This is a genomic window from Megasphaera hexanoica, assembly GCF_043520715.1.
Classification (GTDB): domain Bacteria; phylum Bacillota; class Negativicutes; order Veillonellales; family Megasphaeraceae; genus Megasphaera; species Megasphaera hexanoica.
Genome location: NZ_CP171361.1, coordinates 934,465 through 960,668 on the forward strand (window position 1 = coordinate 934,465; position 26,204 = coordinate 960,668).

24 protein-coding genes and 2 pseudogenes are annotated in these 26,204 nt (G+C 51.1%); 21 read left to right on the plus strand and 5 right to left on the minus strand.

Features of this window, described 5'->3' with window-relative positions; translation table 11 throughout:
* Window positions 1-10: 10 nt before the first annotated feature.
* The 14 genes and pseudogenes from plsX to ACGTIC_RS04460 form a co-directional block, all read left to right on the plus strand.
* Window positions 11-1,036 carry a phosphate acyltransferase PlsX gene (gene plsX, locus ACGTIC_RS04395; protein ID WP_113855468.1) on the plus strand — a complete coding sequence of 342 codons (1,026 nt, stop codon included), beginning with the start codon at window positions 11-13 and terminating at the stop codon, window positions 1,034-1,036.
* Window positions 1,020-2,012, plus strand: coding sequence for a beta-ketoacyl-ACP synthase III (locus ACGTIC_RS04400; protein WP_059076790.1), 993 nt, complete (start codon window positions 1,020-1,022; stop codon window positions 2,010-2,012). Before plsX ends, ACGTIC_RS04400 begins: the two co-directional genes overlap by 17 nt.
* Before the next feature lie 21 nt (window positions 2,013-2,033).
* Window positions 2,034-2,975, plus strand: a complete 942-nt coding sequence (fabD, locus tag ACGTIC_RS04405) for an ACP S-malonyltransferase (protein WP_059076791.1) — start codon at window positions 2,034-2,036, stop codon at window positions 2,973-2,975.
* A gap of 1 nt (window position 2,976) precedes the next feature.
* On the plus strand, window positions 2,977-3,720 hold the full coding sequence (gene fabG / locus ACGTIC_RS04410; RefSeq protein ID WP_059076792.1) for a 3-oxoacyl-[acyl-carrier-protein] reductase: 744 nt from the start codon (window positions 2,977-2,979) through the stop codon (window positions 3,718-3,720).
* A 39-nt stretch (window positions 3,721-3,759) separates the two neighbouring features.
* Window positions 3,760-4,005 (plus strand): acyl carrier protein, encoded by a 246-nt coding sequence (locus tag ACGTIC_RS04415; RefSeq protein ID WP_059076793.1) that lies wholly within the window; start codon window positions 3,760-3,762, stop codon window positions 4,003-4,005.
* A 73-nt stretch (window positions 4,006-4,078) separates the two neighbouring features.
* Window positions 4,079-5,035 (plus strand): nitronate monooxygenase family protein, encoded by a 957-nt coding sequence (locus ACGTIC_RS04420; protein WP_172793345.1) that lies wholly within the window; start codon window positions 4,079-4,081, stop codon window positions 5,033-5,035.
* 31 nt (window positions 5,036-5,066) lie between these two features.
* Window positions 5,067-6,320: a beta-ketoacyl-ACP synthase II gene (gene fabF, locus ACGTIC_RS04425; protein ID WP_059076795.1), complete on the plus strand. Its 1,254-nt coding sequence runs from the start codon at window positions 5,067-5,069 to the stop codon at window positions 6,318-6,320.
* A gap of 14 nt (window positions 6,321-6,334) precedes the next feature.
* Window positions 6,335-7,048: a ribonuclease III gene (rnc, locus tag ACGTIC_RS04430; RefSeq protein WP_059076796.1), complete on the plus strand. Its 714-nt coding sequence runs from the start codon at window positions 6,335-6,337 to the stop codon at window positions 7,046-7,048.
* A gap of 46 nt (window positions 7,049-7,094) precedes the next feature.
* Window positions 7,095-8,186 (plus strand): elongator complex protein 3, encoded by a 1,092-nt coding sequence (locus tag ACGTIC_RS04435; protein WP_257536639.1) that lies wholly within the window; start codon window positions 7,095-7,097, stop codon window positions 8,184-8,186.
* Between the two features lie 508 nt (window positions 8,187-8,694).
* Entirely contained in the window at window positions 8,695-10,029 is a 1,335-nt protein-coding gene (locus tag ACGTIC_RS04440; RefSeq protein WP_075582020.1) for an MFS transporter, read from the plus strand.
* A gap of 103 nt (window positions 10,030-10,132) precedes the next feature.
* Window positions 10,133-11,539 carry an FAD-binding oxidoreductase gene (locus ACGTIC_RS04445; protein ID WP_113855469.1) on the plus strand — a complete coding sequence of 469 codons (1,407 nt, stop codon included), beginning with the start codon at window positions 10,133-10,135 and terminating at the stop codon, window positions 11,537-11,539.
* A 154-nt stretch (window positions 11,540-11,693) separates the two neighbouring features.
* On the plus strand, window positions 11,694-12,467 hold the full coding sequence (locus ACGTIC_RS04450; protein WP_059076799.1) for an IclR family transcriptional regulator: 774 nt from the start codon (window positions 11,694-11,696) through the stop codon (window positions 12,465-12,467).
* 164 nt (window positions 12,468-12,631) lie between these two features.
* Window positions 12,632-14,083: a 4-hydroxyphenylacetate 3-hydroxylase family protein gene (locus ACGTIC_RS04455; protein WP_113855470.1), complete on the plus strand. Its 1,452-nt coding sequence runs from the start codon at window positions 12,632-12,634 to the stop codon at window positions 14,081-14,083.
* Window positions 14,084-14,110: 27 nt separating this feature from the next.
* Window positions 14,111-14,662, plus strand: a pseudogene (locus ACGTIC_RS04460) (pyruvate:ferredoxin (flavodoxin) oxidoreductase); the annotation flags it as partial.
* 123 nt (window positions 14,663-14,785) lie between these two features.
* Here the strand turns inward: ACGTIC_RS04460 and ACGTIC_RS04465 are convergent.
* Both ACGTIC_RS04465 and ACGTIC_RS04470 read right to left on the minus strand, forming a co-directional pair.
* On the minus strand, window positions 14,786-15,040 hold the full coding sequence (locus ACGTIC_RS04465; protein ID WP_113855471.1) for a hypothetical protein: 255 nt from the start codon (window positions 15,038-15,040) through the stop codon (window positions 14,786-14,788).
* A gap of 5 nt (window positions 15,041-15,045) precedes the next feature.
* A complete protein-coding gene (locus ACGTIC_RS04470) occupies window positions 15,046-15,339 on the minus strand; it encodes a NifU family protein (protein WP_059075702.1) in 294 nt (97 codons plus the stop codon).
* 235 nt (window positions 15,340-15,574) lie between these two features.
* Between ACGTIC_RS04470 and ACGTIC_RS04475 the strand changes: the two genes are divergently transcribed.
* Window positions 15,575-16,672 (plus strand): glycerol dehydrogenase, encoded by a 1,098-nt coding sequence (locus ACGTIC_RS04475; RefSeq protein WP_113855472.1) that lies wholly within the window; start codon window positions 15,575-15,577, stop codon window positions 16,670-16,672.
* Between the two features lie 203 nt (window positions 16,673-16,875).
* On the plus strand, window positions 16,876-18,243 hold the full coding sequence (locus ACGTIC_RS04480; RefSeq protein WP_113855473.1) for a pyruvate carboxylase subunit B: 1,368 nt from the start codon (window positions 16,876-16,878) through the stop codon (window positions 18,241-18,243).
* 354 nt (window positions 18,244-18,597) lie between these two features.
* Here the strand turns inward: ACGTIC_RS04480 and tnpB are convergent, their stop codons facing one another.
* The 3 genes and pseudogenes from tnpB to ACGTIC_RS04495 form a co-directional block, all read right to left on the minus strand.
* Complete coding sequence (gene tnpB, locus ACGTIC_RS04485; RefSeq protein WP_394542147.1) at window positions 18,598-19,707, minus strand: IS200/IS605 family element RNA-guided endonuclease TnpB; 1,110 nt, start codon at window positions 19,705-19,707, stop codon at window positions 18,598-18,600.
* A gap of 35 nt (window positions 19,708-19,742) precedes the next feature.
* Window positions 19,743-19,918, minus strand: a pseudogene (locus ACGTIC_RS04490) (IS200/IS605 family transposase); the annotation flags it as partial.
* 291 nt (window positions 19,919-20,209) lie between these two features.
* Window positions 20,210-20,698 (minus strand): CBS domain-containing protein, encoded by a 489-nt coding sequence (locus ACGTIC_RS04495; RefSeq protein WP_059075705.1) that lies wholly within the window; start codon window positions 20,696-20,698, stop codon window positions 20,210-20,212.
* Between the two features lie 212 nt (window positions 20,699-20,910).
* Between ACGTIC_RS04495 and ACGTIC_RS04500 the strand changes: the two genes are divergently transcribed.
* From ACGTIC_RS04500 to ACGTIC_RS04520, 5 genes are all read left to right on the plus strand, one after another.
* The gene (locus ACGTIC_RS04500; RefSeq protein ID WP_162816218.1) at window positions 20,911-21,759 is read left to right on the plus strand and encodes a pyridoxamine 5'-phosphate oxidase family protein; all 849 of its coding nucleotides are present in this window, start codon (window positions 20,911-20,913) and stop codon (window positions 21,757-21,759) included.
* A gap of 2 nt (window positions 21,760-21,761) precedes the next feature.
* Window positions 21,762-22,703, plus strand: coding sequence for an AraC family transcriptional regulator (locus tag ACGTIC_RS04505; RefSeq protein WP_113855475.1), 942 nt, complete (start codon window positions 21,762-21,764; stop codon window positions 22,701-22,703).
* Between the two features lie 186 nt (window positions 22,704-22,889).
* Complete coding sequence (locus tag ACGTIC_RS04510) at window positions 22,890-24,848, plus strand: TonB-dependent siderophore receptor (RefSeq protein ID WP_113855476.1); 1,959 nt, start codon at window positions 22,890-22,892, stop codon at window positions 24,846-24,848.
* Between the two features lie 325 nt (window positions 24,849-25,173).
* The gene (locus ACGTIC_RS04515) at window positions 25,174-25,797 is read left to right on the plus strand and encodes a MotA/TolQ/ExbB proton channel family protein (protein WP_075582030.1); all 624 of its coding nucleotides are present in this window, start codon (window positions 25,174-25,176) and stop codon (window positions 25,795-25,797) included.
* Window positions 25,797-26,201: a biopolymer transporter ExbD gene (locus tag ACGTIC_RS04520; RefSeq protein WP_075582031.1), complete on the plus strand. Its 405-nt coding sequence runs from the start codon at window positions 25,797-25,799 to the stop codon at window positions 26,199-26,201. The genes ACGTIC_RS04515 and ACGTIC_RS04520 overlap by 1 nt, the downstream gene beginning before the upstream one ends.
* The last annotated feature ends 3 nt before the right edge of the window (window positions 26,202-26,204 follow it).

The window sequence follows — 26,204 nt, forward strand, 5'->3', positions numbered from 1 at the left end:
AGATAGAGTAATGAAAATAGCTGTAGACGCTATGGGCGGGGATTATGCGCCAGAAGAAATCGTTCTGGGAGCAATTCACGCCGTACGCGAATATAAATACGATGTAGTACTCGTCGGGGATGAACAGAAAATACGGAGGGTACTGCAGCAATATGACGCGAAAGAAAGTGAACGTCTGTCTATTGTCCATGCCAGTGAAGTAATCGAAATGGGAGAACATCCCGTGCAGGCAGTCCGTAAAAAGAAAGATGCCTCTATTGTCGTGGCGACACGACTCGTACGGGACGGACAGTGTGAGGCTGTCGTAGCTCCGGGTAGTACGGGGGCGGCTGTCACGGCAGCCCTTCTGGGACTGGGGCGGATCGCCGGCATAGAACGGCCCTGTATCGCTACGCCGATTCCTTCCAAAAAGGGAATTACAGTGCTGCTCGATTCGGGAGCCAATTCCAACAGCAAGCCGAAACATCTCGTAGAAGCGGCTATCATGGGATCCCATTATGCCAAGTACATTCTGGGCATAGATAAGCCGCAGGTCGGCCTGCTGAATATCGGCGAAGAAGTGACGAAAGGCAATGAATTATGCCAGCGCACCTATCCGCTGCTGGAAAAATTAAAGACTATTTCTTTCTATGGCAATGTTGAAGGCAGGGATATCCCAAACGGCACGGTAGATGTCGTCGTCTGCGACGGATTCGTCGGTAATGTCATCCTGAAGTTTGGCGAAAGCATGGCTATGTTCATCTACCGGCTGGTCAAGCAGGCCATAAAGAATAGTGGGTTTATTGCAAAACTAGGTGCTCTGGCGATTTATCCTGCACTGAAATCGCTGAAGAAACGCCTGGATTTTACGGAATATGGAGGGGCTCCCCTGTTGGGAGTCAACGGCAGTTTTATTATCTGCCACGGCAGTTCCAAGGCAAAGGCTATTAAAAATGCCATCCGCGTTGCCGGTGAACTGGTACAGCAGGATGTGACAGGACATATCCGCAATAGTATAGAGGAAGAAGGAGTTCAGGAATATGATAGTGAAAGCTAATCCGGCAGGGATTCTCGGCACCGGGCATTGTGTGCCCGAACAGGTTTGGACGAATGAGTATTTGGAAACGTTTCTGGATACATCCGATGAATGGATCCGCAGCCGTACCGGTATCGGTGCCAGGCATGTAGCCCCCGAAGGGGTCAACACGTCAGATCTGGCAACGGGCGCGGCAAAAGAAGCGTTGGAAATGGCCGGAGTCAGCCCGGAAGATCTCGATTTGATCATCGTGTGCACCCTGACACCAGACAAGATGCTGCCTAGCACAGCCTGCATCGTCCAGGCCAATCTGGGAGCCGTCAATGCCGCCGCCTTCGATCTGGAAGCAGCCTGCTCCGGCTTTGCCTATGGATCGATTATTGCCTCCCAGATGATTGAAAACGGCATGTATGACCATATTCTGGTCATCGGCGCAGAAGTCCTGACACGGGTCATCAACTGGAAAGACCGTTCTTCCTGCGTCCTCTTTGGCGATGGTGCCGGAGCAGCCGTCATCGGCCGCGTTCCCTCGGGATACGGCATCCTCAGCGGCGCCATGGGTGCCGACGGTACCGGCGGCGATTTCCTGACCATCCGCAGTGGTATCGCCAACCCCGTCACGGATGCGCGCCGCGCCGACGGATCGGCTTATGCCGTCATGGATGGCAGGGAAGTCTATAAATTTGCAGTCAAAGCAATGCCTCATGCAGCCGAACTGGCACTGCAGCGGGCGGAACTGGAAAAGAAAGATATTGATGTCCTCGTACCTCACCAGGCCAACATGCGCATTATCGAATCGGCAGCAAAACGCCTGCATGTGCCTATGGAAAAGGTATACGTCAACATCGAAAAATATGCCAATACATCGGGTGCATCCATCCCTATCGCCCTGGACGAAGCCGTCCGCACGGGGATGGTGAAACGGGGAGACATTGTCTGCCTCGCCGGTTTTGGTGCCGGCCTGACCTGGGCCAGCGTCGTCATGAAATGGTACTAAAAAAGAATTGAGGTGATTCCTTTGAAAACTGCATTTGTATTTCCCGGACAAGGTGCCCAGAAAGTGGGCATGATCAAAGACTTATACGACAATTATGCCGTCGTAAAAGAACTGTTTGAAGAAGCTGATGATGCCCTGCATTTTTCGCTGACCAAGCTGATTTTTGAAGGTCCTGATGAAGAACTGATGAAGACCAGCAATACCCAGCCGGCTATCCTCACGGCCAGCACGGCCTGCTGCCGCGTCCTTCAGCAGGAAGGACTGACACCGGATATCGCTGCCGGCCACAGCCTCGGCGAATATTCCGCCCTCGTAGCAGCCGGCTCGCTGAGCTTTGCCGATGCCGTCCGCACCGTACGGCTGCGCGGCCAGTTCATGCAGGAAGCCGTTCCCCTCGGAGAAGGCGGCATGGCAGCTATCCTCGGCCTCGATGACGAAAAAATCAAGGAAATCTGTGCCCAGGTTTCTGCCCAGGGCGGCGTCGTCCAAGCGGTCAATTTCAACTGCCCGGGCCAGACGGTCATTGCCGGTTCTGCCAAAGCCGTAGAAACAGCGGCCGATGCCCTGAAAGCGGCCGGTGCCCGCCGCGCTGTCATGCTCCATGTCAGTGCCCCCTTCCACAGCACCCTCATGGAACCGGCTGCCCGGCGCCTGGCGGAAGTCCTCGATACGATTACCATCCGCGATGCACAGATTCCTGTCGTAGCCAATGTGAACGGACAGATGGAAACAAAGGCTGCCGATATTAAGGAAGCCCTGGTCAGACAGGCGGCTAGCCCGGTTCTGTGGATCGACTGCACGCACACCATGCAGCAGTTCGGCGCTGAAGCGTTCGTCGAAGTCGGCCCCGGCAAGACCATCTGCGGCTTCAATCGTAAGATTGACCGCAAAATCCATAGTGAAAACGTAGAAGATATCCCGTCCTTACAGAAAACACTTGAATTTTTCCAGGGGGTCAGATAAAATGCTTTTAACAGGTAAAACTGCGATTGTAACAGGCGGTTCCCGCGGCATCGGCCGTGCCGTCTCCCTGCTGCTGGCCCGGGAAGGTGCCAATGTGGCTATCGTCTACGCCGGCAATACGGCAGCTGCAGAAGAAACGAAGCAGCAGGCCGAAGCGTTGGGCGCAGCTGCTGCCGTGTTCCAGTGCGATGTAGCTGACGAACAGGCTGTGGCGGATATGGTCAAAGCCGTCAAGACCCAGTTTGGTTCCGTAGATATCCTGGTCAATAACGCAGGAATCACCCGTGACGGACTGCTCATGCGCATGAAAGAAGCGGATTGGCAGGCCGTCCTGGATACGAATCTGACCGGTGTCTATCATTGTACGAAAGCTGTTTCCAAGCTGATGATGAAACAGCGTCAGGGGGCCGTCATCAATCTGTCCTCTGTCGTCGGGGAAACGGGCAATGCCGGCCAGGCCAATTACGCCGCTGCCAAAGCAGGCATTATCGGCTTTACCAAGGCCGTTGCCAAAGAACTGGCATCGCGCAATATACGTGTCAATGCCGTAGCTCCCGGCTACGTAGAAACAGACATGACTGCCGGACTTCCCGATTCGGCCAAGGAAGACATGCTCCGCTCCATCCCGCTTGGCCGCCCGGCTACAGCCGATGATGTGGCGCAGGCCGTCTTATTCCTTGCATCTGATCAGGCTAAATACATTACAGGCCAGGTCCTCAACGTGGACGGCGGCATGGTAATGTAATATAATACAATTAGCACACTGAAAGGGGGTGAATTGGAAATGAGCGAAGAAGCTACTTTTGAAAAAGTAAAAAGCATCGTTGTTGAACAGTTAGGCGTTGACGAAAAAGAAGTCAAAATGGACGCTGCGTACATTGATGATTTAGGCGCTGATTCCTTGGACATTGTTGAATTGATCATGGCTTTCGAAGAAGAATTCAATATCGAAATCCCTGATGATGTGGCAGAAAAAATCAAAACTGTTAAAGATACAGTTGATTACATCGAAAAGGAAAAGAAAGCGTAAGTATGCAATAAGAGCCAGATGGGGAGAGGCGCAGGTCTTTCCCCGGATGGTATCTTGAATGGAGGAAACTATAGTGAAGCTGCCAGAATTACATATAGGTAAGCTTGTAGCCAAAGTGCCAATCGTCCAGGGCGGCATGGCAATACGTTTGTCTACTGCCCGCTTAGCGGCAGCTGTTGCAAATGAAGGCGGTATTGGCCTGATTGCCATCTCCGGCATGCCATATGATGAAATACGATATGAAATCCGGTTGGCCAGAAAACTTGCGCCAACGGGGATTATTGGTATAAATGCCATGGTTGCGGCCCGTGATTTCAAGGGCATCGTAATGACGGCTATTGAAGAAGGAATCGATCTAGTAGTAGCAGGGGCTGGCTTTTCCCGGGATATGTTTGCCTGGGGCCGCGCTTCGGGTACCCCGATTGTGCCAATTGTCTCCTCGGCTAAACTAGCTAAAATATCCCAGAACCTCGGCGCTGCCGCTGTCGTCGTAGAAGGCGCAGAAGCAGGCGGGCATCTGGGCACGAACCGTTCCAGCCGGCTCATCGTGCCGGAAGTACGCGCTGCCGTAGATATTCCGGTCATCGGTGCCGGCGGCGTTCTCCACGGCGAAGATATAGCAGAAATGCTCCGTCTCGGCGCCAATGGGGTACAGATGGGCAGCCGTTTTGCTGCCAGCGTTGAATCGAATGGTTCTGATGAATTGAAAAAAGTCTATCTCCGTGCGAACAACCCGGAAGATTTCATTCTCGTGCACAGCCCCGTGGGGCTGCCGGGTCAGGCTATCCGTACGCCTTTTTCGGAACGGGTGCTCCTGGGAACGGCTCCCAAGCCGGTTACGTGCGACCATTGCCTCAAGAAGTGCAGCCATAAGTACTGCATCATCCGCGCTCTGACGCGGGCTCAGCAGGGAGATGTCGAAACTGGTCTCGTATTTTCCGGCCGGCGCATGCAGGAAATCCACGATATCCTGCCGGTCAAGGAAATATTTGCATATCTGAAACGGGAAGTAGAAGCAATTCCCGATTAATCACGAACTTTTTATGGATGAGGTGAACACTTTGGAAAAACGTGTAGTAATTACCGGTCTGGGTGTCGTATCCCCGGTGGGCATCGGCAAAGATACTTTTTGGGACGCCCTCTTATCCGGCAAGAACGGTATTGGCCCGATTACACATTTTGATGCGACGGAATACGCGGCCCGCATTGCCGGTGAAGTCAAAGATTTTGACCCGGCAGACTACAACATTGATCGCAAAGAAGCACGGCACATGGACATTTCTACCCAATTTGCCGTTGCAGCAGCCAAACTGGCTATCGATGATTCCGGCGTCGATCTGGATAAAGAAGACCGGGACCGTATCGGTACGATTGTCGGTACCGGCATTGGCGGCATGGAAACGCTGCATAATCTCTACAAGGGATTATTTGCCAAAGGTCCGTCACGGGTCAACCCGTTCGTCGTACCCAAGATGATTGGCAATATGGCATCTGGCCAGGTATCCATCATCTTCGGTCTCCAGGGCCATTGCGCCAGCGTCGTCACCGCCTGTGCAACGGGGACGAATTCCATCGGCGCGGCATACCGCATGATCCAGCGCGGCGAACTCGACGCAGCCGTAGCCGGTGGCACGGAAGCTGCCGTATCCCCCGGTGCCGTAGCTGGTTTTGCGGCCATGAAGGCTCTCAGTACCCGCAATGATGACCCGGCACACGCTTCCCGCCCCTTCGATAAAGACCGCGATGGTTTCGTCATGGGCGAAGGAGCCGGCATCGTATTCCTGGAAGAACTGGAACACGCTAAAAAACGGGGTGCTCATATTTACTGTGAAATTGGCGGCTATGGCAGCAATGCCGACGCCTATCATATTACGGCTCCGGCTCCGGAAGGCATCCAGCAGTCCAAATGCATGGCTCTCGCCGTCAAGGATGCCGGCCTTACTCCGGACGATGTAGACTATGTCAATGCCCACGGTACGTCCACGCATCTCAATGACCTTAATGAATCCAAGGCCATCGCCCGTCTCTTCGGCGACCATGCCAGGGACATGCTGGTCAGCTCGACGAAATCCATGACAGGGCATCTCCTGGGCGCTGCCGGTGCTGTCGAAGCTATTGCCTGCGCACTGACCATTGCTACCGGTCACGTACATCCCACAATCAACCTCATCGAACCGGAAGATGAACTGAAAGAACTCGGTCTCAATTACGTACCGGGTCAGGCTGTAGATGCCGATGTCAAGGTGGCTATTTCCAATTCCTTCGGATTTGGCGGCCACAATGCTACCCTTCTGTTCAAGAAGTATGCAGAATAAGAGATGCATTCGTAATGAAACCGGAACGAAAAGCACAACTTGAGAAATGTATCGCCGTCCTGGGGCTGCCTGCCTTCCGCAACCTGCAGCTCCTCGATGCGGCATTGACTCATTCTTCCTATGCCAATGAAAATAAGAACCGCCATGTCCACTTTAACGAACGCCTGGAATTTCTCGGTGATGCCATTCTGGACCTGGTCATTGGCGAATACCTGTTCATGCATTATCCTCACATGCCGGAAGGGGAACTTTCCAAAGCCAGGGCCAGTGTAGTCAGTGAAATGCCTCTGGCTTCCGTATTTGGCTCGTATCATATGGGCGACTACATGCTCATGGGACGGGGCGAACAGCTCTCCGGCGGCCGGACGCGGACCAGTATCCTGGCCGATGCCTTCGAAGCCGTCGTCGGCGCCGTATATATCGATCATTCCTATGGTGAGGCCCGTGCCTTTATCCTTCACCAGCTGAAAGGATATCTCGATCTGGTAAAAAGTGGCAATTATGGCAAAGACTATAAAACACTGTTTCAGGAATTCGTTCAGCGTGATGGTGAGCAGCATATCGTCTATGAACTCTGCCGTGAAGAAGGGCCGGATCACGATAAGACCTTCTATATGGAAGTCACGGTGAACGGTACGGTTCTGGGCGAAGGAAAAGGAAAAACCAAGAAAGATGCCGAACAGCATGCGGCTCATGAAGCATTGAAAAAATTAGGTGGTATAAAGTAAAATGTGGCTTTCGGGCCACATTTTTTTTTATAAGAACAGGAGCATCATGATGGAAAAAGAAAGACTGCGTACATCGATCATCCCCATTTTTATTCCTCATATCGGTTGTCCCTACCGGTGCGTATTTTGCAATCAGTGGCGGATAACGGGACATGAGGGAGTACCCGATGCCAGCGAAGTCAGCAATCTTATCGATACCTATACCCGGGGTGTAGAAAAACGTCACTGGGAAGCCGCCTTTTATGGTGGAAGTTTTACGGCTATTCCCGGCTCCTTGCAGGAAAGCCTGCTGGAACCGGCTTATGAAGCACTGCAGGAAGGCCGTATCGATGCCATTCGCTGTTCGACCCGGCCCGATTGCATTACCGGACCTATCCTGGAGAGGCTGCAGCGCTATGGCATGACGACGGTCGAACTGGGCGTACAGTCTATGGATGATGTCGTACTGGAACGGGCCAGACGCGGGCATACGGCGGCGCAGGTAAAAGACGCTACGGCGCTCCTGCGCCAGTATGGGTTCACCGTAGGACATCAGCTCATGCCGGGCCTTCCCGGTGAGGACTGGCAGAGCCTGATCCGGACGACCGATGCCATCTGCCGGTTGAAGCCGGATATAGCCCGCATTTATCCCGTAGTAGTCATTGCCGGTACGGAACTGGCAGACAGCTGGCAGAACGGGGAATACCAGGCGCTGACTATCCATGAAGGAGTGCAGCGCGCGGCCTATATGAAGCAGCAGTTCCTTTCTAAGGGTATTCAAGTTATTCGTACAGGACTGCAGGCAACGGAAAATCTCGATGACCCGGCCCAGGTACTGGCCGGAGCCTATACGCCGGCCATGGGGGAAATGGTCGATACCAGGCGGTATCAGCTGCAGCTGTTCCGTGTACTAGATCAGATTCTGTCAGCTTGTCCCGGACAAACTTGTGTCATTTCCTATAATCGCCGCGATACGAGCCGCGTACGGGGCATCCGCAATGTTACGGTACACCGTTCGCGCCTGCGCTATGGACGTGAATTTCTCTGGAAAGAAGACGACGCGGTCCCCCTGTATCATATCCAGGTGAAGACGGATGGGGGAACGTGGCTCATCGATACGGATCGGGGCAGGTGTTCTATCATAGAAATAAACGATTAACGTAACGTTATAGGGTAAGACGAGGACGGATACACAGCAAATAGTTGTGTATCCGTCCTCGTTTTCGTATGATATTTTCATTATGTGAAAAAGATAAGGGACGTTTTATTATGGTAAATGATGAAAATAACAAGGAATAACTATATGAAAACTTTATCATATTTTAAAATAATCGAAAAATATTAATTAAATTAAGAGCAATAATATTCGTATGTCAAAATAGAAAGAATTACTAAATAAAATTTAAAAAATGAAGAAATGTCATTGACAGGGCAGTTGACCCGTGCTAGAATACAAGCATAGAAAATGTTCCAAATAAAGAAAGGAGTTCAATAATATGAACTCCTAATAAAATATTCGAAATACAGAATTAAGTTCGTAATAAAGAACAGGCTAGCACTAACGGGGTTCCAGAGTCCGGACAGGGGAAACCGTTAGAAAGATAAAGGCAGATAGTATGAAAGAATCTGTCATGTATAGCAACTTTAATTGTGAAAGGAGTTTTATTATGGCAACGCTTGATTCTAAGACAGGAGTTCTCGTTGAGAAGCCGACGAACGTACGTTGGCAGGTGTTTATTGCAATCTTCATTCTCTGTTCCATCAACTATGTTGACCGTGCTGTCATTTCCGTCCTCATGCCGGCTATCCAGTCAGATCTGGGCTTTTCACCGGAAATGGTCGGTGTCATCCTCAGTGCTTTCTTCTGGGGCTACGTCTTAATGCAGATACCCTGCGGCTGGCTGTGCGATAAAATCCAGCCGGGGAAAGTTATCGTCGGTACAGGCGTGTTATGGGGGATTTTCCAGATTATTACCGGCTTCATCACCAGCAGTTCGCTGTTCATCGCTATCCGCGCACTCCTCGGTATTTCCGAAGCTCCGATTTATCCGGCCGGTGGCAAATTACAGTCTGTATGGCTGACAAAAAATGAACGTGGTAAAGGTTCGGCCCTCCTCGATTCCGGATCGGCTGTAGGCAATGCTATCGGCGCTCCTCTTTGTGCCGTATTTGTAGCTTTCCTCGATGGCTGGCGCGGCGCCCTCATGGCAGCCGGGGTTCTCACCATCCTGGTCGTCCTAGCCTGCAAACCGCTCATGTCCCACACTCCGGAAAACAGCCCGCGCTGCAACGAAGCCGAACGGGAATACCTCCGCAAAGCATTTGAAGAAGAAGATGCTGAATCTCTTTCCGCCATGCAGGCTGAAACGGGTAATACCTCTACGGGCAGCACGCTCAGCAAATACATGACATCCCGCAGCTTTTGGAGCCTGTGCCTCGGTTTCGGTGCGTATGACTCCTTCTGGTATGGCCTGATGACCTGGGGCGCTCTGTACCTCCACGCTACACACGGCCTCGATATCAAAGGTCTTGGCTGGGCTATCTTCGTTATCTACATGGTTGGTGTTGTCGGCGAAATCGTCGGTGGTACCCTGACTGATAAATGGCGTAAAAATTCGGCAGACAGCAACAAGATCATGCGCCGTCTGTTCCCGGTCCTCGGCATCTGCATCGCTATTCCCATGTATCTCCTTTCGGCAGCAACAGATGTATACATTGCTGTAGCTTTCCTTTCCGTCGCTATGTTCTTCGAAAAATGGTGCGGCTGCCTCTACTGGTCTCTGCCGGCACTGTGCACAGACCGCAAACACAGCGGTGCTGTTGGCGGCGCAATGAACATGTTTGGTAACCTCGGTGGCGCTATCGTCCCAATCGTCGTCGGTCTTATCGTTGGTGCAACGGGCAGCTATTACTGGGCATTGATGCTCTTCGTGGCACTGGCTGTTGCTCTCGGTGTCCTGCCAGCTCTTATCAACTACAATAAGAAAATTGGTATGGAATAATCTAGTATACACTGTGTGTATGCAATAGAATCTAAAAAGAGGCATGCCGCTTCAGAAATACAGTCGGAACAGGCATGCCTCTTTACCACATAGGAGGATTATCATGGCTCGTTATAACAAAGTCTCAAAAGAATTACTCGATGAATTACTGGCCCTTCTGGGCAAACACAATATGACTACCGATCCGGAAAAACTGGATGCCTACAAGACCGATGAAGAATCGAACCCCATTTATTTCCACACACCGGAAGTCGTCGTATTCCCGGAAACGACCGAACAGGTGGCGGCTATCATGAAACTGGCCAATAAATACATGGTCCCGGTCACACCCCGTGGCGGCGGCAGCAGCCTGGCCTGTGGCGCTGTTCCCGTATACAATGGCATCGTATTGTGCTTGGAAAAGATGAATAAAATCATCGAAGTCAATAAAGATGCCCTGTACATGATTACCGAAGCCGGCGCCATCACGACGGCCGTACAGGCAGCTGCCAAAGAAGCCGGCCTCTACTATGCCGGTGACCCCAGCTCCAAAGCATCCAGTGAAATCGGCGGCAACATCGCTACCAACGCCGGCGGCAGCCGCGTCGTCAAATACGGCACGACCCGCGACCAGGTATACTGGCTGGAAATCGTCACTCCGACTGGCGAAATCACCCGCGTGGGCAAACGGCTACAGAAGAACACGACCGGTTATGCTCTGGAAAAACTCATCTGTGGCAGTGAAGGCACGCTGGGCGTCGTCACGAAAATCTGTCTGAAACTGCGTCCGATTGCACCGTTCCATTTCGATCTGGTAGGTATTTTCAAGGATGTCAACGATGCCCTGGCTGTACCGAACCAGCTGCAGAAAGCGGGTGTACAGCCGACGGCTATCGAATTTCTCGATACCAATGCCATCCAGAGTGCCGAACGGTTCCTGAAAATGGATCTGCCGTACTCCAAAGAAAACGGCAACTATATCATCGTTACCGTCGATTCCTATGACCAGGATGACCTCGATAACCGCGTAGCTACAGCCGATGAAATCTGCCAGAACAACCACGCTGCAGAAACGCTGGTTGCTGACGACCGTATCTGGAACGCCCGCTATTGCAACGGTGAAGCTGCCCGTAACGACAGCCTCGTTTTCCTGGCAGAAGATATCGTCGTACCCGTGGACAAGATTCCCGACCTCATGGCCAAACTGCCGGAAATCGAAAAACAGTACAACATCGCAACGACGGTCGCGGCCCACATTGGCGACGGCAATATCCATGTCAACGCCCTGAAGATGGATATGTCCTTAGAAAAATGGAACGAAGTAATCCCGCAGTATCATAATACGCTGTACAGTTTCGTCTACAGTCTGGGCGGCTGCCTCTCGGGCGAACACGGCATCGGCCTGCGGAAGTTAGCTGAAATGAAGAAGTTTACTGATCCTGTCGAACTGGGCATGATGGAAGCCATCAAGAAAGCACTGGATCCGAACCTCATCCTCAATCCGGCCAAGATTTTCGATTTTGGTGACTAACGATTCATTTTTCCACCTGTAGTGATGCCATGTACACCTTTTGTTTTCCCGTTGTATTGCCACTCGTTATTTGACAAGAAAAATAGAGCGATGATACAATGTCTCCTAAGGGGATGTTCGATATATTGAACTTCATTAAGGAAGAAGGTTATATATGGTTAAATCAGGCAATAGTACCATCGTACGTTCCGCTGCCCGGGCGCTGGATGTGCTGGAAATCGTCGTACAGGCTGAAAAAGCTCCGACGTTTACTATGATACAGAAGGCATCGGGGATTCCCAAGAGTTCCTTATCCTACCTGATGCAAGAACTGATGCAGAAACGATACGTCCAATACGATCCGGAATCGAAGGTGTATTATCCAGGGCTGGCCCTGCTGGCGCTCTCTGCAGAGTGTATGAGTACGACGAATTTTTCCGTCGAACTGACGAGGGGCATAAAGTCGCTCCAGGAAGAGACGGGAGAAACGACCCACGCCGTTATCCGCGAAGGACGGTTTGCTATCTTTATCGGCAAACAGGCGTCGGCCAAGGCAGTCAGCTCTGTCCTCAATATCGGCTTTAAACTGGGTGCCCATGCGACGGGATGCGGCCTGGTCATGCTGGCATCTCTTCCCGATGACGAATTGCACGCACTCATCGATCCCGTTACACTGGAACAGTATACACCGTACACAATTACCGATAAAAAACGGCTCTACCGGGAAATCCGCCGGGTACGGCGCTATGGATACGCCTTTGATGATCAGGGCAATATCCTCGGAGGTTGTTGTATTGCAGCTCCCGTTTACAACCGGGAAAAGGAAGTCGTCGCGGCCATCAGTATCAGTGTCCTGGCCAGCAAGGCAACCATTTCCTACCTGCGGTTCCTTCGCCGCAAAGTCAAGGAAAAAGCACAGGAAATCAGCATGCGTCTTGGGTATTTATAATAAAACAACAATCAGATGCAGACAGACGCGGCTTGCAGTGCGAAGCAAACCGCCTGCCTGCTTCTAAATGTACAAAATATGGAACAAAGTTCTTTATTAAGAATTATAAACGTATATTCGTATAACGAATATTTGTAAAACTTTTTTGTTAGGAGGTTACACTCATGGCATTAATGACTGGTGAACAGTATATCGAAAGCATGCGCAAGCTCAATCTGCAGGTGTACATGTTCGGCAAAAAAATCGACAACGTCGTCGATGATCCCATCCTGCGTCCGTCCCTGAACTCGGTCCGCATGACCTACGACCTGGCCCAGATGCCGGAATACGAAGATCTCATGACGGCTACGTCGTCCCTGACTGGTGAAAAGATCAACCGTTTTACCCATATCCACCAGAGCACCCAGGACCTCATCAACAAAGTCCGGATGCAGCGTCTCCTCGGCCAGAAGACGGCAGCCTGCTTCCAGCGCTGCGTCGGCATGGATGCATCCAACGCCGTATTCTCCACGACCTATGAAATCGACCAGAAATACGGCACTCATTATCATGAAAACTTCAAGAAATTCCTCACACGGGTACAGCAGAACGACTTTACCGTCGATGGCGCCATGACCGACCCGAAAGGCGACCGCAGCAAGGCTCCTCATGCCCAGGATGATCCCGATTTGTATCTCCACGTCGTCGAACGCCGTCCTGACGGCGTCGTCGTACGTGGTGCCAAAGCCCATCAGACAGGCTTTATCAACTCTCACGAAGTCATCGTCATGCCGACCATCGCCATGCGGGAAGATGACAAGGATTACGCTATCTCTTTCTGCTGTCCGACCGATGCCGAAGGCATTTTCATGATCGTCGGCCGTCAGTCCTGCGATACGCGTAAACTGGAAGGAGCTCCCATGGATACGGGCAACCCCGAATTCGGCGGCACGGAAGCCTTGGTTATCTTCGATAACGTATTTATCCCCAATGACCAGATCTTCCTCAACGGCGAAGTGGAATTTGCCGGCATGATGGTCGAACGCTTTGCCGGATATCACCGTCAGTCCTATGGCGGCTGCAAAGTCGGCGTAGGCGACGTCCTCATCGGGGCTGCGGCACTGGCAGCCGATTATAACGGCTGTGCCAAAGCATCGCACATCAAAGACAAGATCATCGAAATGCAGCACCTGAACGAAACGCTCTTCGGCTGCGGCATCGCCTGCTCGGCCCTGGGCAAACCGACGAAATCGGGCAACTACCTCATCGACCTGCTGCTGGCCAACGTGTGCAAGCAGAACGTCACCCGTTTCCCCTATGAAATCGTCCGCCTGGCCGAAGATATTGCTGGCGGCCTGGTCGTCACGGCGCCGTCGGAAATCGACCTGCGGGATCCGAAAATCGGGCCGTATGTCGATAAATACCTCAAAGGCGTATCGTCCGTATCGACGGAAAACCGCCTGAAAGTCCTGCGCCTCATCGAAAACCTCTGCCTGGGCACGGCCGCCGTCGGCTACCGGACAGAATCCATGCACGGTGCCGGCAGCCCGCAGGCACAGCGCATCATGATTTCCCGTCAGGGGAACCTGGAAATGAAGAAAGAACTGGCTAAGAAGATTGCCCATATTGAAGAATAGTACATGACGAATATGTAAGGGGAGAACTACATCATGGTAAAGGAAGTGTACTCTAATACAGGCGGCCAGTCGTCCAAATCGACGCCGACGGCAGCTATTGCCAAATTTGCCTCGGCCGGCAAGCGGGTCCGCAAGAAAGACCTGGGCCTCATGGCCATGTCCTACGGGTATGTATATGTCGCCCAGATTGCTATGGGTGCCGACAAGCAGCAGACACTGAAAGCCATCCGCGAAGCCGAAGCCTACCACGGCCCGAGCCTGATCATCGCCTATGCACCGTGCTCCAACCATGGAATCAAAGCCGGCATGGCCAAGACCCAGCTGGAAGCCAGGAGAGCCGTCGAATCGGGTTACTGGTCGCTCTACCGCTACAACCCGGACCTCAAAGAACAGGGAGAAAATCCGTTCCACCTCGATTCGAAAGAACCGACAGAAAGCTTCCAGGATTTCATCCGCGGCGAAGTCCGCTATGCGTCCCTGATCCAGAAATTCCCCGATATGGCACCTCAGCTCCTGCAGCAGGCTGAAGATGACGCACGGGAACGGCGGGAAACGTACAAGAAATTAGCGGCCTTGTAAGAGCCATCCTCTTACTTCTCATACAATACCAATCCTTCACTAAAAACGAAACGAACCTGGTCCTCCTGAGTGGGACCAGGTTCGTTTCGTTTTGTCTGCTGCCGCATACGATGCAGGCAGGCGTTATAACAGGGAGCGGACAGCCGTAAAATCGTCGGGACACTGCAGCGTCATGATGTCCTTTTTTGCTTCGAGCCCTTCCGTATTGGCGCAGATGCAGGGGCAGCCGCAGACGATGAGCCAGTAATCGGCCTGGCGGACGCCGTGGGCTGCATAGACCCAGGTGTGGTCGGGGAAATCTCTCATGAGGCGCTGTACTTCCTGTGCCCGGTCGTACGTGCTGTTGCAGCCACCGCAGTACTTGATGCCGATAACCATAGCCGTTACCTTGTATGATGCTGGCTGAGAATGGCCTTTGCCTGGGCGATGAGGTCATCACTCACGCTCGTGTCGAGGATGACATCTTCGATTTCCGGGAACACCGCTTTCAGTCGTTCCGCAACGATTTCTTCCGTCGTAATCGTCGCCGACGGGCAGCCGCTGCACATGCCGGTCAGGCGGATGTACACTTTGCCGTCTGTAAAATCCTGCAGTACTACATTGCCGTGGTGCGATGCCAGAATGGGGCGGATGTCCCGTTCCAGTACCTGTTCTATATCCTGTGTCGTAATAGCCATACAAAAGGCCTCCATTTCCATGCATATAATAATGAATATATGTCTTATTGTATAATGCCGGGCAGAGAATGTCAAAATGAAACGCTCCACGGATTCTATGAAAAATACGAATATACAAATTCATACGTAAATTCGTATAAAAATCTTCCTTTTCTTCTCATTCTATGGTAAAATCGTCTGTATGAGAAGGTATTATTTTTATGCAAAGGTATAGTATCAAGGAGGTTTACGTACAATGGCAGTAGTACTCAGAGACGTAGGACAGTATATTCAGGGCGCAGGTGAACTCGATAACCTGGGAAAATTCGTAAAAAAACTGGGCAATAAATTCTTGCTCATCTGTTCCCCCAATAATAAACAGCGTATTGGCGACCGCATCGAAACGGCATTGAATAGTGTAGAAAAGGAAATAGTCTATTCCGAATTCCACAATCAGTGCACCATGGAAGCCATCGAAAAGGCCGTAGCCGACGGAACGGCTGCCGGCTGTGACATCATCATCGGTGCCGGCGGCGGCACGGCTATCGATACGGCCAAAGCCGTGGCAACCAAAATGGGCGGCATCCCCTGTGTCATCATCCCGACCATCGCATCCAACGATGCACCCTGTGCCGGCCTTTCCGTCGTCTACAATGAAGAAGGCGTCGTCGTCAAAGTCATCAATATGGTCCGCAACCCCGACGTCGTTCTCGTCGATACGGGCGTCATTGCCCAGGCACCGCGCAAATTCCTCGTATCCGGCATGGGCGATGCCCTGGCTACGTATTTTGAAGCCCGCGCCTGCTGGCGTACCGGTGCCCGCACCATGGCACGGGGCAACTGCTCCCACACGTCACTGGCTATGGCCAAGCTCTGCTATGACCTCCTCCTCGAACATTCCGTCAAGGCTCTGGAAGCGGTAGACCGCAACGAAGTGAACGAAGACCTGGAAAACGTCGTCGAAGCCTGCATTTACCTCAGCGGATTCGGCGCTATCTGCGGCGGTCTGGCTGCTGCCCATGCCATCAATGACGGCCTCGGTGCCGTACCGCAGATTCATGCCAACGGCACGTCCCACGGCGAAAAAGTCGCCTTTGGCCTCATCGCCCAGCTCATCCTCGAAAAAGCTCCGGAAGAAGAATGGAATACCGTCCTCGACTATATCCACGCCGTCGGCCTGCCGTCCACACTGGCTGATCTGGGCGTAACGGAATTTGTCGAAGCCGACATCCGCCGGGCTGCTAAAATCGCCGCATCGCCGAAAGAATTCACCAAAAACGTCCGCGCCGACATCACTGCCGATGAAGTCTATGAAGCCATCCTGGCTGCCGATAAAGCCGGCGCTGCCAAATAAATTCCTGCAGCAGTGAAACTGACAGGATAAGGAAAAGAACATTTCCTTCATGCATATAAATCATGAGGGAATGTTCTTTTTGTCTATACACGTAAGGGGAGTCTGTCTTATTGCAGCCAAATATGGTATAATACCTGTATATGTCTTTAGTACCACGTAATAGTACTAGATTTTATAGGATGAAACCAGATGGAGGATATAGAATGGCTCAAGTAAAAATTACAGAAACAGTGCTCCGCGACGGGCATCAGTCCATAGCGGCGACACGAATGCGCCTCAGGCAGATGCTGCCCGTGCTGGAAGCAATGGATGACATCGGCTATAATGCCCTGGAATGCTGGGGCGGCGCTACCTTTGATACGTGCATGCGCTTCCTCGATGAAGACCCGTGGGAACGGTTGCGGACCATCAAGAAATACGTCAAAAAGACGCCTCTGCAGATGCTGTTCCGGGGACAGAACATCCTGGGATACCGCCATTATGCCGATGATGTCGTATACGAATTCGTCAATCGTGCCGTTGATAACGGCATAGACATCATCCGCGTATTCGATGCCCTCAACGACCCGCGCAACATGGAAGCAGCCATCAAGGCGGCCAAAGACACGAAATCCGTCCATGTGCAGGGAACATTGGTCTACACTATCAGTCCTATCCACACGCTGGAATCGTTTACCCGCGTAGCCGGCGAACTGGAAGACATGGGTGTCGATTCGGTCTGCATCAAGGATATGTCGGGCCTTCTGGCTCCGTATGACGCCTACAACCTGGTACGCATGCTGAAAAAGCACCTTCACGTGCCCATCGAACTGCATACGCACTGCACCTGCGGCTTTGGAGAAATGACCTATCTCAAGGCCATCGAAGCCGGCGTCGATATCATCGATACGGCCCTGTCCCCCTTTGGGGAAATCACCAGCCAGCCGGCCACGGAAACAATGGTCATGGCCCTCCAGGGGAGCATCTACGATTCCGGTATCGATATCGAAAAATTATGGCCCCTGACGGAACACTTCAAACAAGTCCGCAAGGAACTGGCCGACGAATTCAAACTGACCATGCCGGCCCAGATTAATCCGGCTGTCCGCAAATACCAGATCCCCGGCGGCATGCTGACCAACCTGTACAACCAGCTCAAGAACCAGGGTGCGGAAGACCGCTTTGACGACGTACTGGCTGAAATGCCGAACGTTCGTCGCGATCTGGGCTATCCGCCACTGGTCACACCGACCAGCCAGATTACCGGCTCGGCGGCTGCACTGAACGTACTCTTCGGCCGCTATAAAATCATTACCAACGAAGTCCGCGACATCGTCCGCGGCAAATACGGCCGTGTACCGGGTACCATCTCCGAAGAATTCCGCAAAATGTGCATCGGCGACGAACCCGTCATCGACCACCGCCCGGCCGACGACCTGGAACCGGAACTGGGCAAAGCCAAAGAAGAACTGGCTAAAGAAGGATTCCCCGATGCCAGCCCGGAAGACGTCCTGAGCTATACCCTCTTCCCGGAAGTAGCCCTGCCGTTTTTCAAGAGCCACAAAAAGAAACAGACCCAGGAAAAAGCCTGAGTGAGAACATAAAAACCAAAGCATCCATAAACCCGGCGGTTTATGGATGCTTTATTTTTATGTATAGAGTAGGTCATGTGTATTTTCTCCGTCTATGGGACGTATTATATAGATTTCATTAATCCTGTTTTTGCTACATCGTATAATGAAGTGAAATCATATGTTGGAATTCTATATGTATATAAAGTAAGCATATGAGATGGCAATACGCGGAGTGAACGTACCCCCGTCTATAGAGGCGGGTGCTTCCTGCTTCAACGAGAACAGCACCACTGACTCTGAAGAGTTGTGGCGACTTACACTCTCTCCACAGGCGTAAGTTTCCGTGCGACCCACGGTACTTTATGCGTTATGTCAGGCAGATATTCGCCTAGCTTCTTCTCGTATATTTATCGCAGCGTTCTTATCTCGGTTATGGTGACTGCCACATTTAGGACAATCCCATTCCCTTACAGATAAGTCCTTAGTTGCATCGTTTTGGAAGCCACAAACATGACATAGCTGACTGCTTGGATACCACTTGTCTACCTTTACAAGCTGTTTTCCTTGCCATGCTAATTTGTATTCCAATATATTTGTGAACATATTCCAGCCATTATCTGCTACGGACTTACCAAAACTGAATTTACCGCCTTTCTTGCGTTTAGCCATCGCCTTGACGCTGATATCCTCAATACCTATGGCATCATAGTGGTCTACCAAGTAGCGGGCTTTTTTGTGCAGGAAGTCGCGGCGTTGATTGGCAATTTTCTCATGAAGCACAGCTACGCGAAGCCTTTGCTTTTCACGATTGTGGCTTCCTTTTTGCCTTTTGGATAGTTTTCTTTGTGCTTGAGCCAATCTCTTCTCGGTTTTACGCAAAAAGTCTGGATAATTCGCATCATCTTCGTCAGAAGCAACATATAGACCGTGCATGGCAAAATCAAGCCCAAGAAATTTCTTCGGCATTATAGGGAGTATTTGGTTTTCGTACTCCACCAAAATACTGATATAGAATTTTCCTGAAGGTGTTCTGCTTATGGTAACGGTCTTTATCGTGCTGTTTTCCATCAGGGGACGATGCAGACATAATTTTACCCAACCAACTTTAGGCAATTTAACCTTATTTCCTTCTAATCGGACAGAGCCTTTCTGATTGTTCGTAGAATATGAGCAGTGGCCTGTCTTCTTAGACTTGAAGTGCGGTTTGCCAAAATGTTTTCGGTTGCGAAAAAAATTGTTATATGCCTTGTTCAGGTTCATCTGTGCATTGGCAAGAGCAAGACTGTCCACTTCTTTCAGCCAAGGGAATTCTTCCTTGTACTGTGCAGGAGTATTATTCAGTTTCTTACCGGTTTCCTTATAGTAATCAAGGCGGTCTCCAAGCATCTTGTTATAGATGAATCGGACACAGCCGAAAGTCTTGGCAAACATAATTTTTTGTTCAGCCGTTGGATAGAGCCTGTATCGGTATGCCTTATTCACTATAATCTCACCAGCCTTGATGTTCTATGTATTCACAATTTACGCCTAACCTCTGGAAAATCTTTTTTGATTAGCCTAGAGCTGGCACTTTTATAAGCATTGATGAATTTTGATAGTTCTGTATAGAGAATACTTTGCGGCGATACTTTACCACCAAAACAAGATGGTAATAGAGCAAGAATACTGAATGGTTATTGCTATCCAATTTCATAGTATAATCAATTCTTTCTCATATACGACTAATTATACTACAGAACTATCTACAGAACTATCTACAGAGCAATGGTATGGCTCAATTACTTACGTAAATTCGCCATACCCGCCTTCATCCCCCACCTAAGAGGTGGAGGACTTCTGGCGGATTAGGTTAAAAACGTTGTGACAGAAATCAGAAAAAAGGGAGAGGGAAAATATGAGTTATACCGTTCTCGTGGAAGAGGTAGTCCGTCAGGAATTTGCTGTGGAAGCGGCAGTCTCTGTCTTATGCAGTGGACGTATCCTGTCAGGTGGTCTGTGGTTCCGGATCGTCTTCCCCGTATTCGGTATAGAGTTGTTTCAAGATACATTTCCGTTCGACCAGGCCGAGCAGCTTTTTATCCTTGACGATAGGGATGGATTTCAGGTGTTCGGCGACCATGACGCTGGCCAGGTCCTCCATGGTGGCATCCGGGCCGGCCATGACGACTTTTTTGGTCATGAGCTGTCCCGCTGTGCAGGCGAACAGCTTCTTGAATCCCTGTTCGTATTCTTTGAGGTTGCCATAGTAGATATTGGCCCCCAGGAGATTGACATACTGTGGAACATGGGGCTTGACTTCCTTGTACAGGAGGTCCGCGTCGGTGACAATACCGATGACCGTGTTGTCGTCGTCTACGACGGGGATGGCCGAAATGTTATGTTCGACAAACATATCGACGAGATCGAAAATCGTCGTATCTTTTTTAGCTGTGATGACATTTTTTTCCATAATATCTGCTGCTGTTTTTGTCATAGCAATCAGCTCCTTTGGTGTAAACGCATCAGCTCCCTTTGTCTATCTTTATTATAGCACGTTTGCACTGGTATGGCAGAAAAACTGGCTCGTGGCCGTACAGGCCGGTGCAGGATGGGATGGATGGGAGAAATCATCTTTTCAAATGGAGGGATTTCTGCTACAATATTATTGCTAATAATATTCAATTTCACATAAAGGATGCGATACTGGTGAATACCCTGATAGTATATGATGAACTGGAGCGTACAAAAGAAACGGCGATATGTCTTGCCCGGGTCCTTGGCATGTGCCGCTATCTGTCGTGGCAGCACGTTTCTCCTTCCCTGGCCGCCCGGTATGGGGCCGTCTTGTTTGTGACATCGGACAGCTCGTCTCTGCGTTCTGCTCTGGCGGGATATTCCTGGCATGCCTCTCATCTGGCTGCGGTCCTGCTGGGAAACCGGGCAGAGGCGGCACGATTCCATCAGCAGGCTCACCGTGACGGCATCCCACTGGAAATGGTACTGCCTGCAGACCGGGAGTCTTTTCCCGATGATGTCATTGCCATCGCCTGCCAGCTGCGCCGTGAGTGGCTGGATGAAACGGGAAGGCTTCCCGATGAAGATGTACGTCAGGCGGTGGAGCACTTCCTGACCAGTCACAATACGGCGTCACTGGCGACGGGAAGCGGTACCAGCGTGCGCTGCACTCCTATCGAGTATGTGTACCGGGACGGAATGATGTATCTCTTCACTGAAGGCGGGATGAAGTTTGCCAATCTCTACCGGAACCGTCATGTCAGTCTCAGTGTATACGACCCGTTCACCGGTCTGTCGGACCTTGCGGGGATGCAGCTCACCGGAACGGCCGACTGGTACGGCCCGGGTGATGCGGAGTACGAGCAGGCTCTGGCGGTACGCCATCTGACGCTGGAACAGGTGGAAAAGATGCCTGTCGTGCTGCATGCCCTGGTGATTACGCTGGAACAGGCGGAATTCCTCTGGCATGGGTTTACCGGACAGAAAGGGGCACCCCGGCAGTATTACCGGTGGCATGATGGAACGGAAAAGAGGCGGTAGTCATGAAATGGAAAGAGGCATTACAGATCAGGCAGACGGAAGACGATAATCTGACTCTTATGGAAAGTGCGTCCGGCAAGCTGCGCATTGCGGCCTATACCGTATATCCCGGCATCACTTTGCAGTACATTACATCCCATGTGCAGAACGTTACCTTCCCCGCACGGCCCAGACCGGACGTATTTGCCATCAATCATTGTGAAAAGGGCCGGATCGAGTGCCATTTCCAGAACGGGGAATACCTGTATATGGGAAAGGGCGATATGTCCATCGGCTGGCGGGACAGTGCCGGTTACTGCCACAATGCCTTTTTCCCGTCATCCCACTATCATGGCGTATCCCTGATCGTCCACGTCCCGGAAGCCCAGCCAGTACTGGACCGGCTGCTGACCGATGATTCGCTGGACTTGTCCGGTTTGTGCAGCCGGTTCTGCTATCACAGCCGCTTTGGTATGATTCTTGAAGAAAATACATCCATGCGCCATTTGTTTTATGAACTGTATCACGTGCCGGAAGCGATACGGAAGCGGTATCTGCGCCTGAAAGTAATGGAAATCCTGTTGTTTCTCACGACGCTGGAACCGGTGCAGAAGCAGAACCAGATACAGCTCAATAAGAAACAGGCCGATGCCGTGAAGGAAATCCATTATCTCCTGACCCAGCATGTGAAAGAACACCTGACCATCAACGAACTGGCACAGCGTGGCGGTCTGGCTGCAACGACACTGAAACGGTGCTTTAAAGAAATGTACGGTAAGACCATATTTCAGTACATGCAGGAATACCGCGTCAGTGAGGCCGCGCGCCTGCTTGTTGAAGGGGAAGAAAGCATTATGGAAATCGCAGCCCGTGTCGGATATGAAAACAGCAGTAAGTTTGCCAAGGCCTTTCAGAAATTTACAGGCCTGACGCCCAGTATGTACCGGCAGAAACATAAGTCATAACTATCAGGCACGATGATGATGTGCCTGGAGAGGCTGTCTCTATGAGATAGTCTCTCTTTTTTTGCGAAAAATGTCCAAATGGAGCCGGAAATGTCCGATTGGAGTGGCATACTTATTTGTTTTATGGTATTATTTTATCGTTATTGATTATTAATATCATAAAACAACAGAGGGGTGTATAGGAACATGAATCATCAGTACAAATCATATATGACAGGCATTATTCTGGCTGCGATGGCCATGCCGGCCTATGCGGCAGCTGCTGGTACGGCACAGGCAGATACGCAGAACCTGCTCAGCAAAGACGTCGTCGTTACGGCTACCCGTACAGAAGCCGAAGTAAAGACGGTTCCAAATACGGTAGAAGTCATTACGGCAGAAGACATCCAGAAGCTGGGTGCTACCGATGTCTACTCGGCTTTGCGACTGGCAGATAATATACAGATCATGAACACGAGCACTGGATTTGGCCACCGCGTTTCCATGCGCGGCATGGCCAGCAATCAGACTCTGATCCTCATCAATGGTCAGCGTACAGCTATTGAAGATACGGCTACGACACAGAATCTGCTGGCCCTGGACCGGATCAACGTCAATACGATTGAACGCATTGAAATCGTCCGCGGTGCCGCTTCTGCCCAGTATGGTTCCGATGCGCTGGCTGGCGTCATCAATATCATCACCAAGAAATCGACAGGAAAACCGTCGGTCACTGTAGGAGCTACGACCGGTACGACGAACATGCAGAACTATTATCATATCGATTTGGGGAAACAGGGGAAATTCAGCGGCGTTTTTGATATGGATTTCTCTAAAGACCGCCAGTGGACGGAACATAACGTATCGGGACTGCCCATCAAAAACCTGCAGGGGCCAAAACAGAATTATCGCTTCAGCGGGACCTATGAACTGGGCAAGGATAAGAATTTAAATCTCGACCTGGGATATTATAAAGATAAGCTGACCGGCGACTGGAGCCACAAGGAATACAATACCGGTGCCTGGGGCGGTATCATCCGTCTGCAGGATGCCAAACTGGAAACGGAACGGCGCGATGCCAGCCTGAGCCTGACGGGGAAGAATAAAAAAGATGATTATATGATCCGCGCATTCTACAGCAAGATGGATAAATTCCGGTTCCTGCCCTATACGGCCCTGGCAAAAGAAACGGGAGAAACCAATACATACTCCGTTTGGGGCATTGAAGCCAAGAACAGCCATCAAATCAATGGCAGTCATACCCTGACCTATGGCACGGAATATGACCGCTATGTCGTCGAAGGAGTCAATTTCGGCAAAAGCGGCGACAATGGTAAAGATGTCAATACCTATGCCGCTTATATCCAGGATGAATGGCTGGCTGGGAACAAGTGGATCATCATCCCTGCCGTCCGCTATGACAAGCACAGTGAATTCGGCAGCAAGACGACACCGCATCTGGGCGTGACGTATCTTCTCAATGACAACAACCGGTTCAAAGCCAACTGGGGCAAAGGATTCAAGGCCCCGACGGTCAGTGAATTGTATATGGACTACACCCACATGGGCGTCCTGACCATGGGCAATCCGGATCTCCAGCCGGAAGAATCGACGAACTGGGACGTCAGCTATGAAGGCGAATGGGGGAAGACCTTTGGCAAGGTGACCTATTTCCACAATACTATCGACAATATGATTTCCACCCATAGTGTCAGTGGTATGCGCGGCGTGAGCGAGTATTACAACATCGACGGCACGACCAAGACCCACGGCATCGAACTGACCCTGGGGCGCAATCTGTCCAAACGCTGGGATATCAAGGCGACGAGCAACTGGACGAGTGCCAGCAATAAGTCGGCGTCAGCGGCTTCGTCAGCTCACGGCGTGGATGGCATAGCCGATAACATCACGACACTGCAGCTTACCTATGATGATCATAAGACCAGCGGATATAATTTCACCATCTGGGAACAGTGGGTCAACAACTATTATGAAAGTGATTCCAACGACAAATATACCTATAACACCCTGAATTTTGTCGTAAACCGCAAATTCAATGACCGGTTCCGCCTGTTTGCCGGCGTAGATAATATTTTCGATAAGAAAATAGATGAAATTTATCTGGACGGGCGCATCTGGCGTGCCGGCATGGAATACCGGTTCTAAAAAGGGTACGCCGTAACCGGCCTGGAAAAATCCGTGGACAGGGAAAAGAAAATGTCCGATTGGAGCAGCCGATGACTAATTGGAGTAGAAAATATTGTTGAGATTTGATATCATGATTACAGGTGATAATTACTATCGATATTAAAAGGAGGACCTTATGCACAAAATCAGAGGAGAAGTAGTCCGGGACGGAACCTGGGAATGCCTGGGATATACAGTGGCCTTGTGGCTGGGATTTGTATCGGTCGTTTCTTTTTTGTTCTGCTGATATGCAGAGGTAGTACTACGCCTGAATACGGTATGGATTACAGAAGGAGTGGAAGTAATGGAAGGGTTTTCTTATTTTTTGCATTTGTTTCATAGTGGTGGCATCGTCATGTATCCCCTGCTGCTCTTATCGCTGATTACGGTGGCCATTGCCGTCGAACGGTTTTCCTATTATAAAAAGAACCGCCGCCAGTCGAAGAAGTTCTTTACTGGTGTCCGCCATGCGGCGGCCCATCAGCAATGGGATATGGCCGGTGAAATCTGCCAGAGTTTTCCCACGGCGATCAGCCGCGTCGTAGAACAGGGCCTGCGCAATGATCAGAATGAAAAAGCCATGCGTCATGCCTTTATGGAACGCATGGCAGCAGAAGCCGTCGGGTTCCGCCGCTATCTCGATTATCTCAGCGCCATCGTCACCATCGCCCCGCTCCTGGGGCTGCTGGGAACCGTAACGGGAATGATCAATACCTTCAGTATCCTCGATAACGGTGCCGGTGCCGCAGCTATTACCGGTGGCGTCGGGGAAGCACTGGTAGCGACGGCCAGCGGGTTGTGCGTGGCTATCCTGGCGTTCTGCGTCTATACCTATTTCAGCCATCAGCTCGATGTCATCGTGACCGATACGGAAGGCCTGTGCGCCGATGTCCTGAATGCCAAGAAAGAAAGCTGGGGGAGAGCCTGATGTTTCAAGATATGCGCATGAAAAAGAAACCTATTTTCATGATTATCCCCATGATAGATATTATCTTTTTCCTTCTCGTCTTCTTTATGATGAACAGCCTGCAGACTGTGGCCCAGAAAGCACTGTCCGTGCAGCTGCCCCAGGCGCAGAGTGCCAGTGCCCCTGTGCAGATGCCCATCATTCTGACCCTGGACAAGGAAGGCCATATTACACTGGACAATAAACCTGTTACCATTGATGAAGCGTCGCAGCTGATGAAACAGCACATGACGGAAAATGCTAACGCTGCCGTTATTCTCCAGGCAGACAAGCAGACGGCACATGGACAGGTCGTAGCCGTCATGGATATGCTGAAAGGAGCCGGCGTGAAACGGCTGGCTATCGCGGCAGAACAGAAGGGATAATAC

Coding starts and splice junctions, on each gene's coding strand:
- plsX (WP_113855468.1), top strand. CDS start 11: ATGAAAATAGCTGTAGACGCTATGGGCGGGGATTATGCGCCAGAAGAA.
- ACGTIC_RS04400 (WP_059076790.1), top strand. CDS start 1,020: ATGATAGTGAAAGCTAATCCGGCAGGGATTCTCGGCACCGGGCATTGT.
- fabG (WP_059076792.1), top strand. CDS start 2,977: ATGCTTTTAACAGGTAAAACTGCGATTGTAACAGGCGGTTCCCGCGGC.
- ACGTIC_RS04415 (WP_059076793.1), top strand. CDS start 3,760: ATGAGCGAAGAAGCTACTTTTGAAAAAGTAAAAAGCATCGTTGTTGAA.
- rnc (WP_059076796.1), top strand. CDS start 6,335: ATGAAACCGGAACGAAAAGCACAACTTGAGAAATGTATCGCCGTCCTG.
- ACGTIC_RS04435 (WP_257536639.1), top strand. CDS start 7,095: ATGATGGAAAAAGAAAGACTGCGTACATCGATCATCCCCATTTTTATT.
- ACGTIC_RS04440 (WP_075582020.1), top strand. CDS start 8,695: ATGGCAACGCTTGATTCTAAGACAGGAGTTCTCGTTGAGAAGCCGACG.
- ACGTIC_RS04445 (WP_113855469.1), top strand. CDS start 10,133: ATGGCTCGTTATAACAAAGTCTCAAAAGAATTACTCGATGAATTACTG.
- ACGTIC_RS04450 (WP_059076799.1), top strand. CDS start 11,694: ATGGTTAAATCAGGCAATAGTACCATCGTACGTTCCGCTGCCCGGGCG.
- ACGTIC_RS04455 (WP_113855470.1), top strand. CDS start 12,632: ATGGCATTAATGACTGGTGAACAGTATATCGAAAGCATGCGCAAGCTC.
- ACGTIC_RS04465 (WP_113855471.1), bottom strand. CDS start 15,040: ATGGTTATCGGCATCAAGTACTGCGGTGGCTGCAACAGCACGTACGAC.
- ACGTIC_RS04470 (WP_059075702.1), bottom strand. CDS start 15,339: ATGGCTATTACGACACAGGATATAGAACAGGTACTGGAACGGGACATC.
- ACGTIC_RS04475 (WP_113855472.1), top strand. CDS start 15,575: ATGGCAGTAGTACTCAGAGACGTAGGACAGTATATTCAGGGCGCAGGT.
- ACGTIC_RS04480 (WP_113855473.1), top strand. CDS start 16,876: ATGGCTCAAGTAAAAATTACAGAAACAGTGCTCCGCGACGGGCATCAG.
- ACGTIC_RS04495 (WP_059075705.1), bottom strand. CDS start 20,698: ATGACAAAAACAGCAGCAGATATTATGGAAAAAAATGTCATCACAGCT.
- ACGTIC_RS04505 (WP_113855475.1), top strand. CDS start 21,762: ATGAAATGGAAAGAGGCATTACAGATCAGGCAGACGGAAGACGATAAT.
- ACGTIC_RS04510 (WP_113855476.1), top strand. CDS start 22,890: ATGAATCATCAGTACAAATCATATATGACAGGCATTATTCTGGCTGCG.
- ACGTIC_RS04515 (WP_075582030.1), top strand. CDS start 25,174: ATGGAAGGGTTTTCTTATTTTTTGCATTTGTTTCATAGTGGTGGCATC.
- ACGTIC_RS04520 (WP_075582031.1), top strand. CDS start 25,797: ATGTTTCAAGATATGCGCATGAAAAAGAAACCTATTTTCATGATTATC.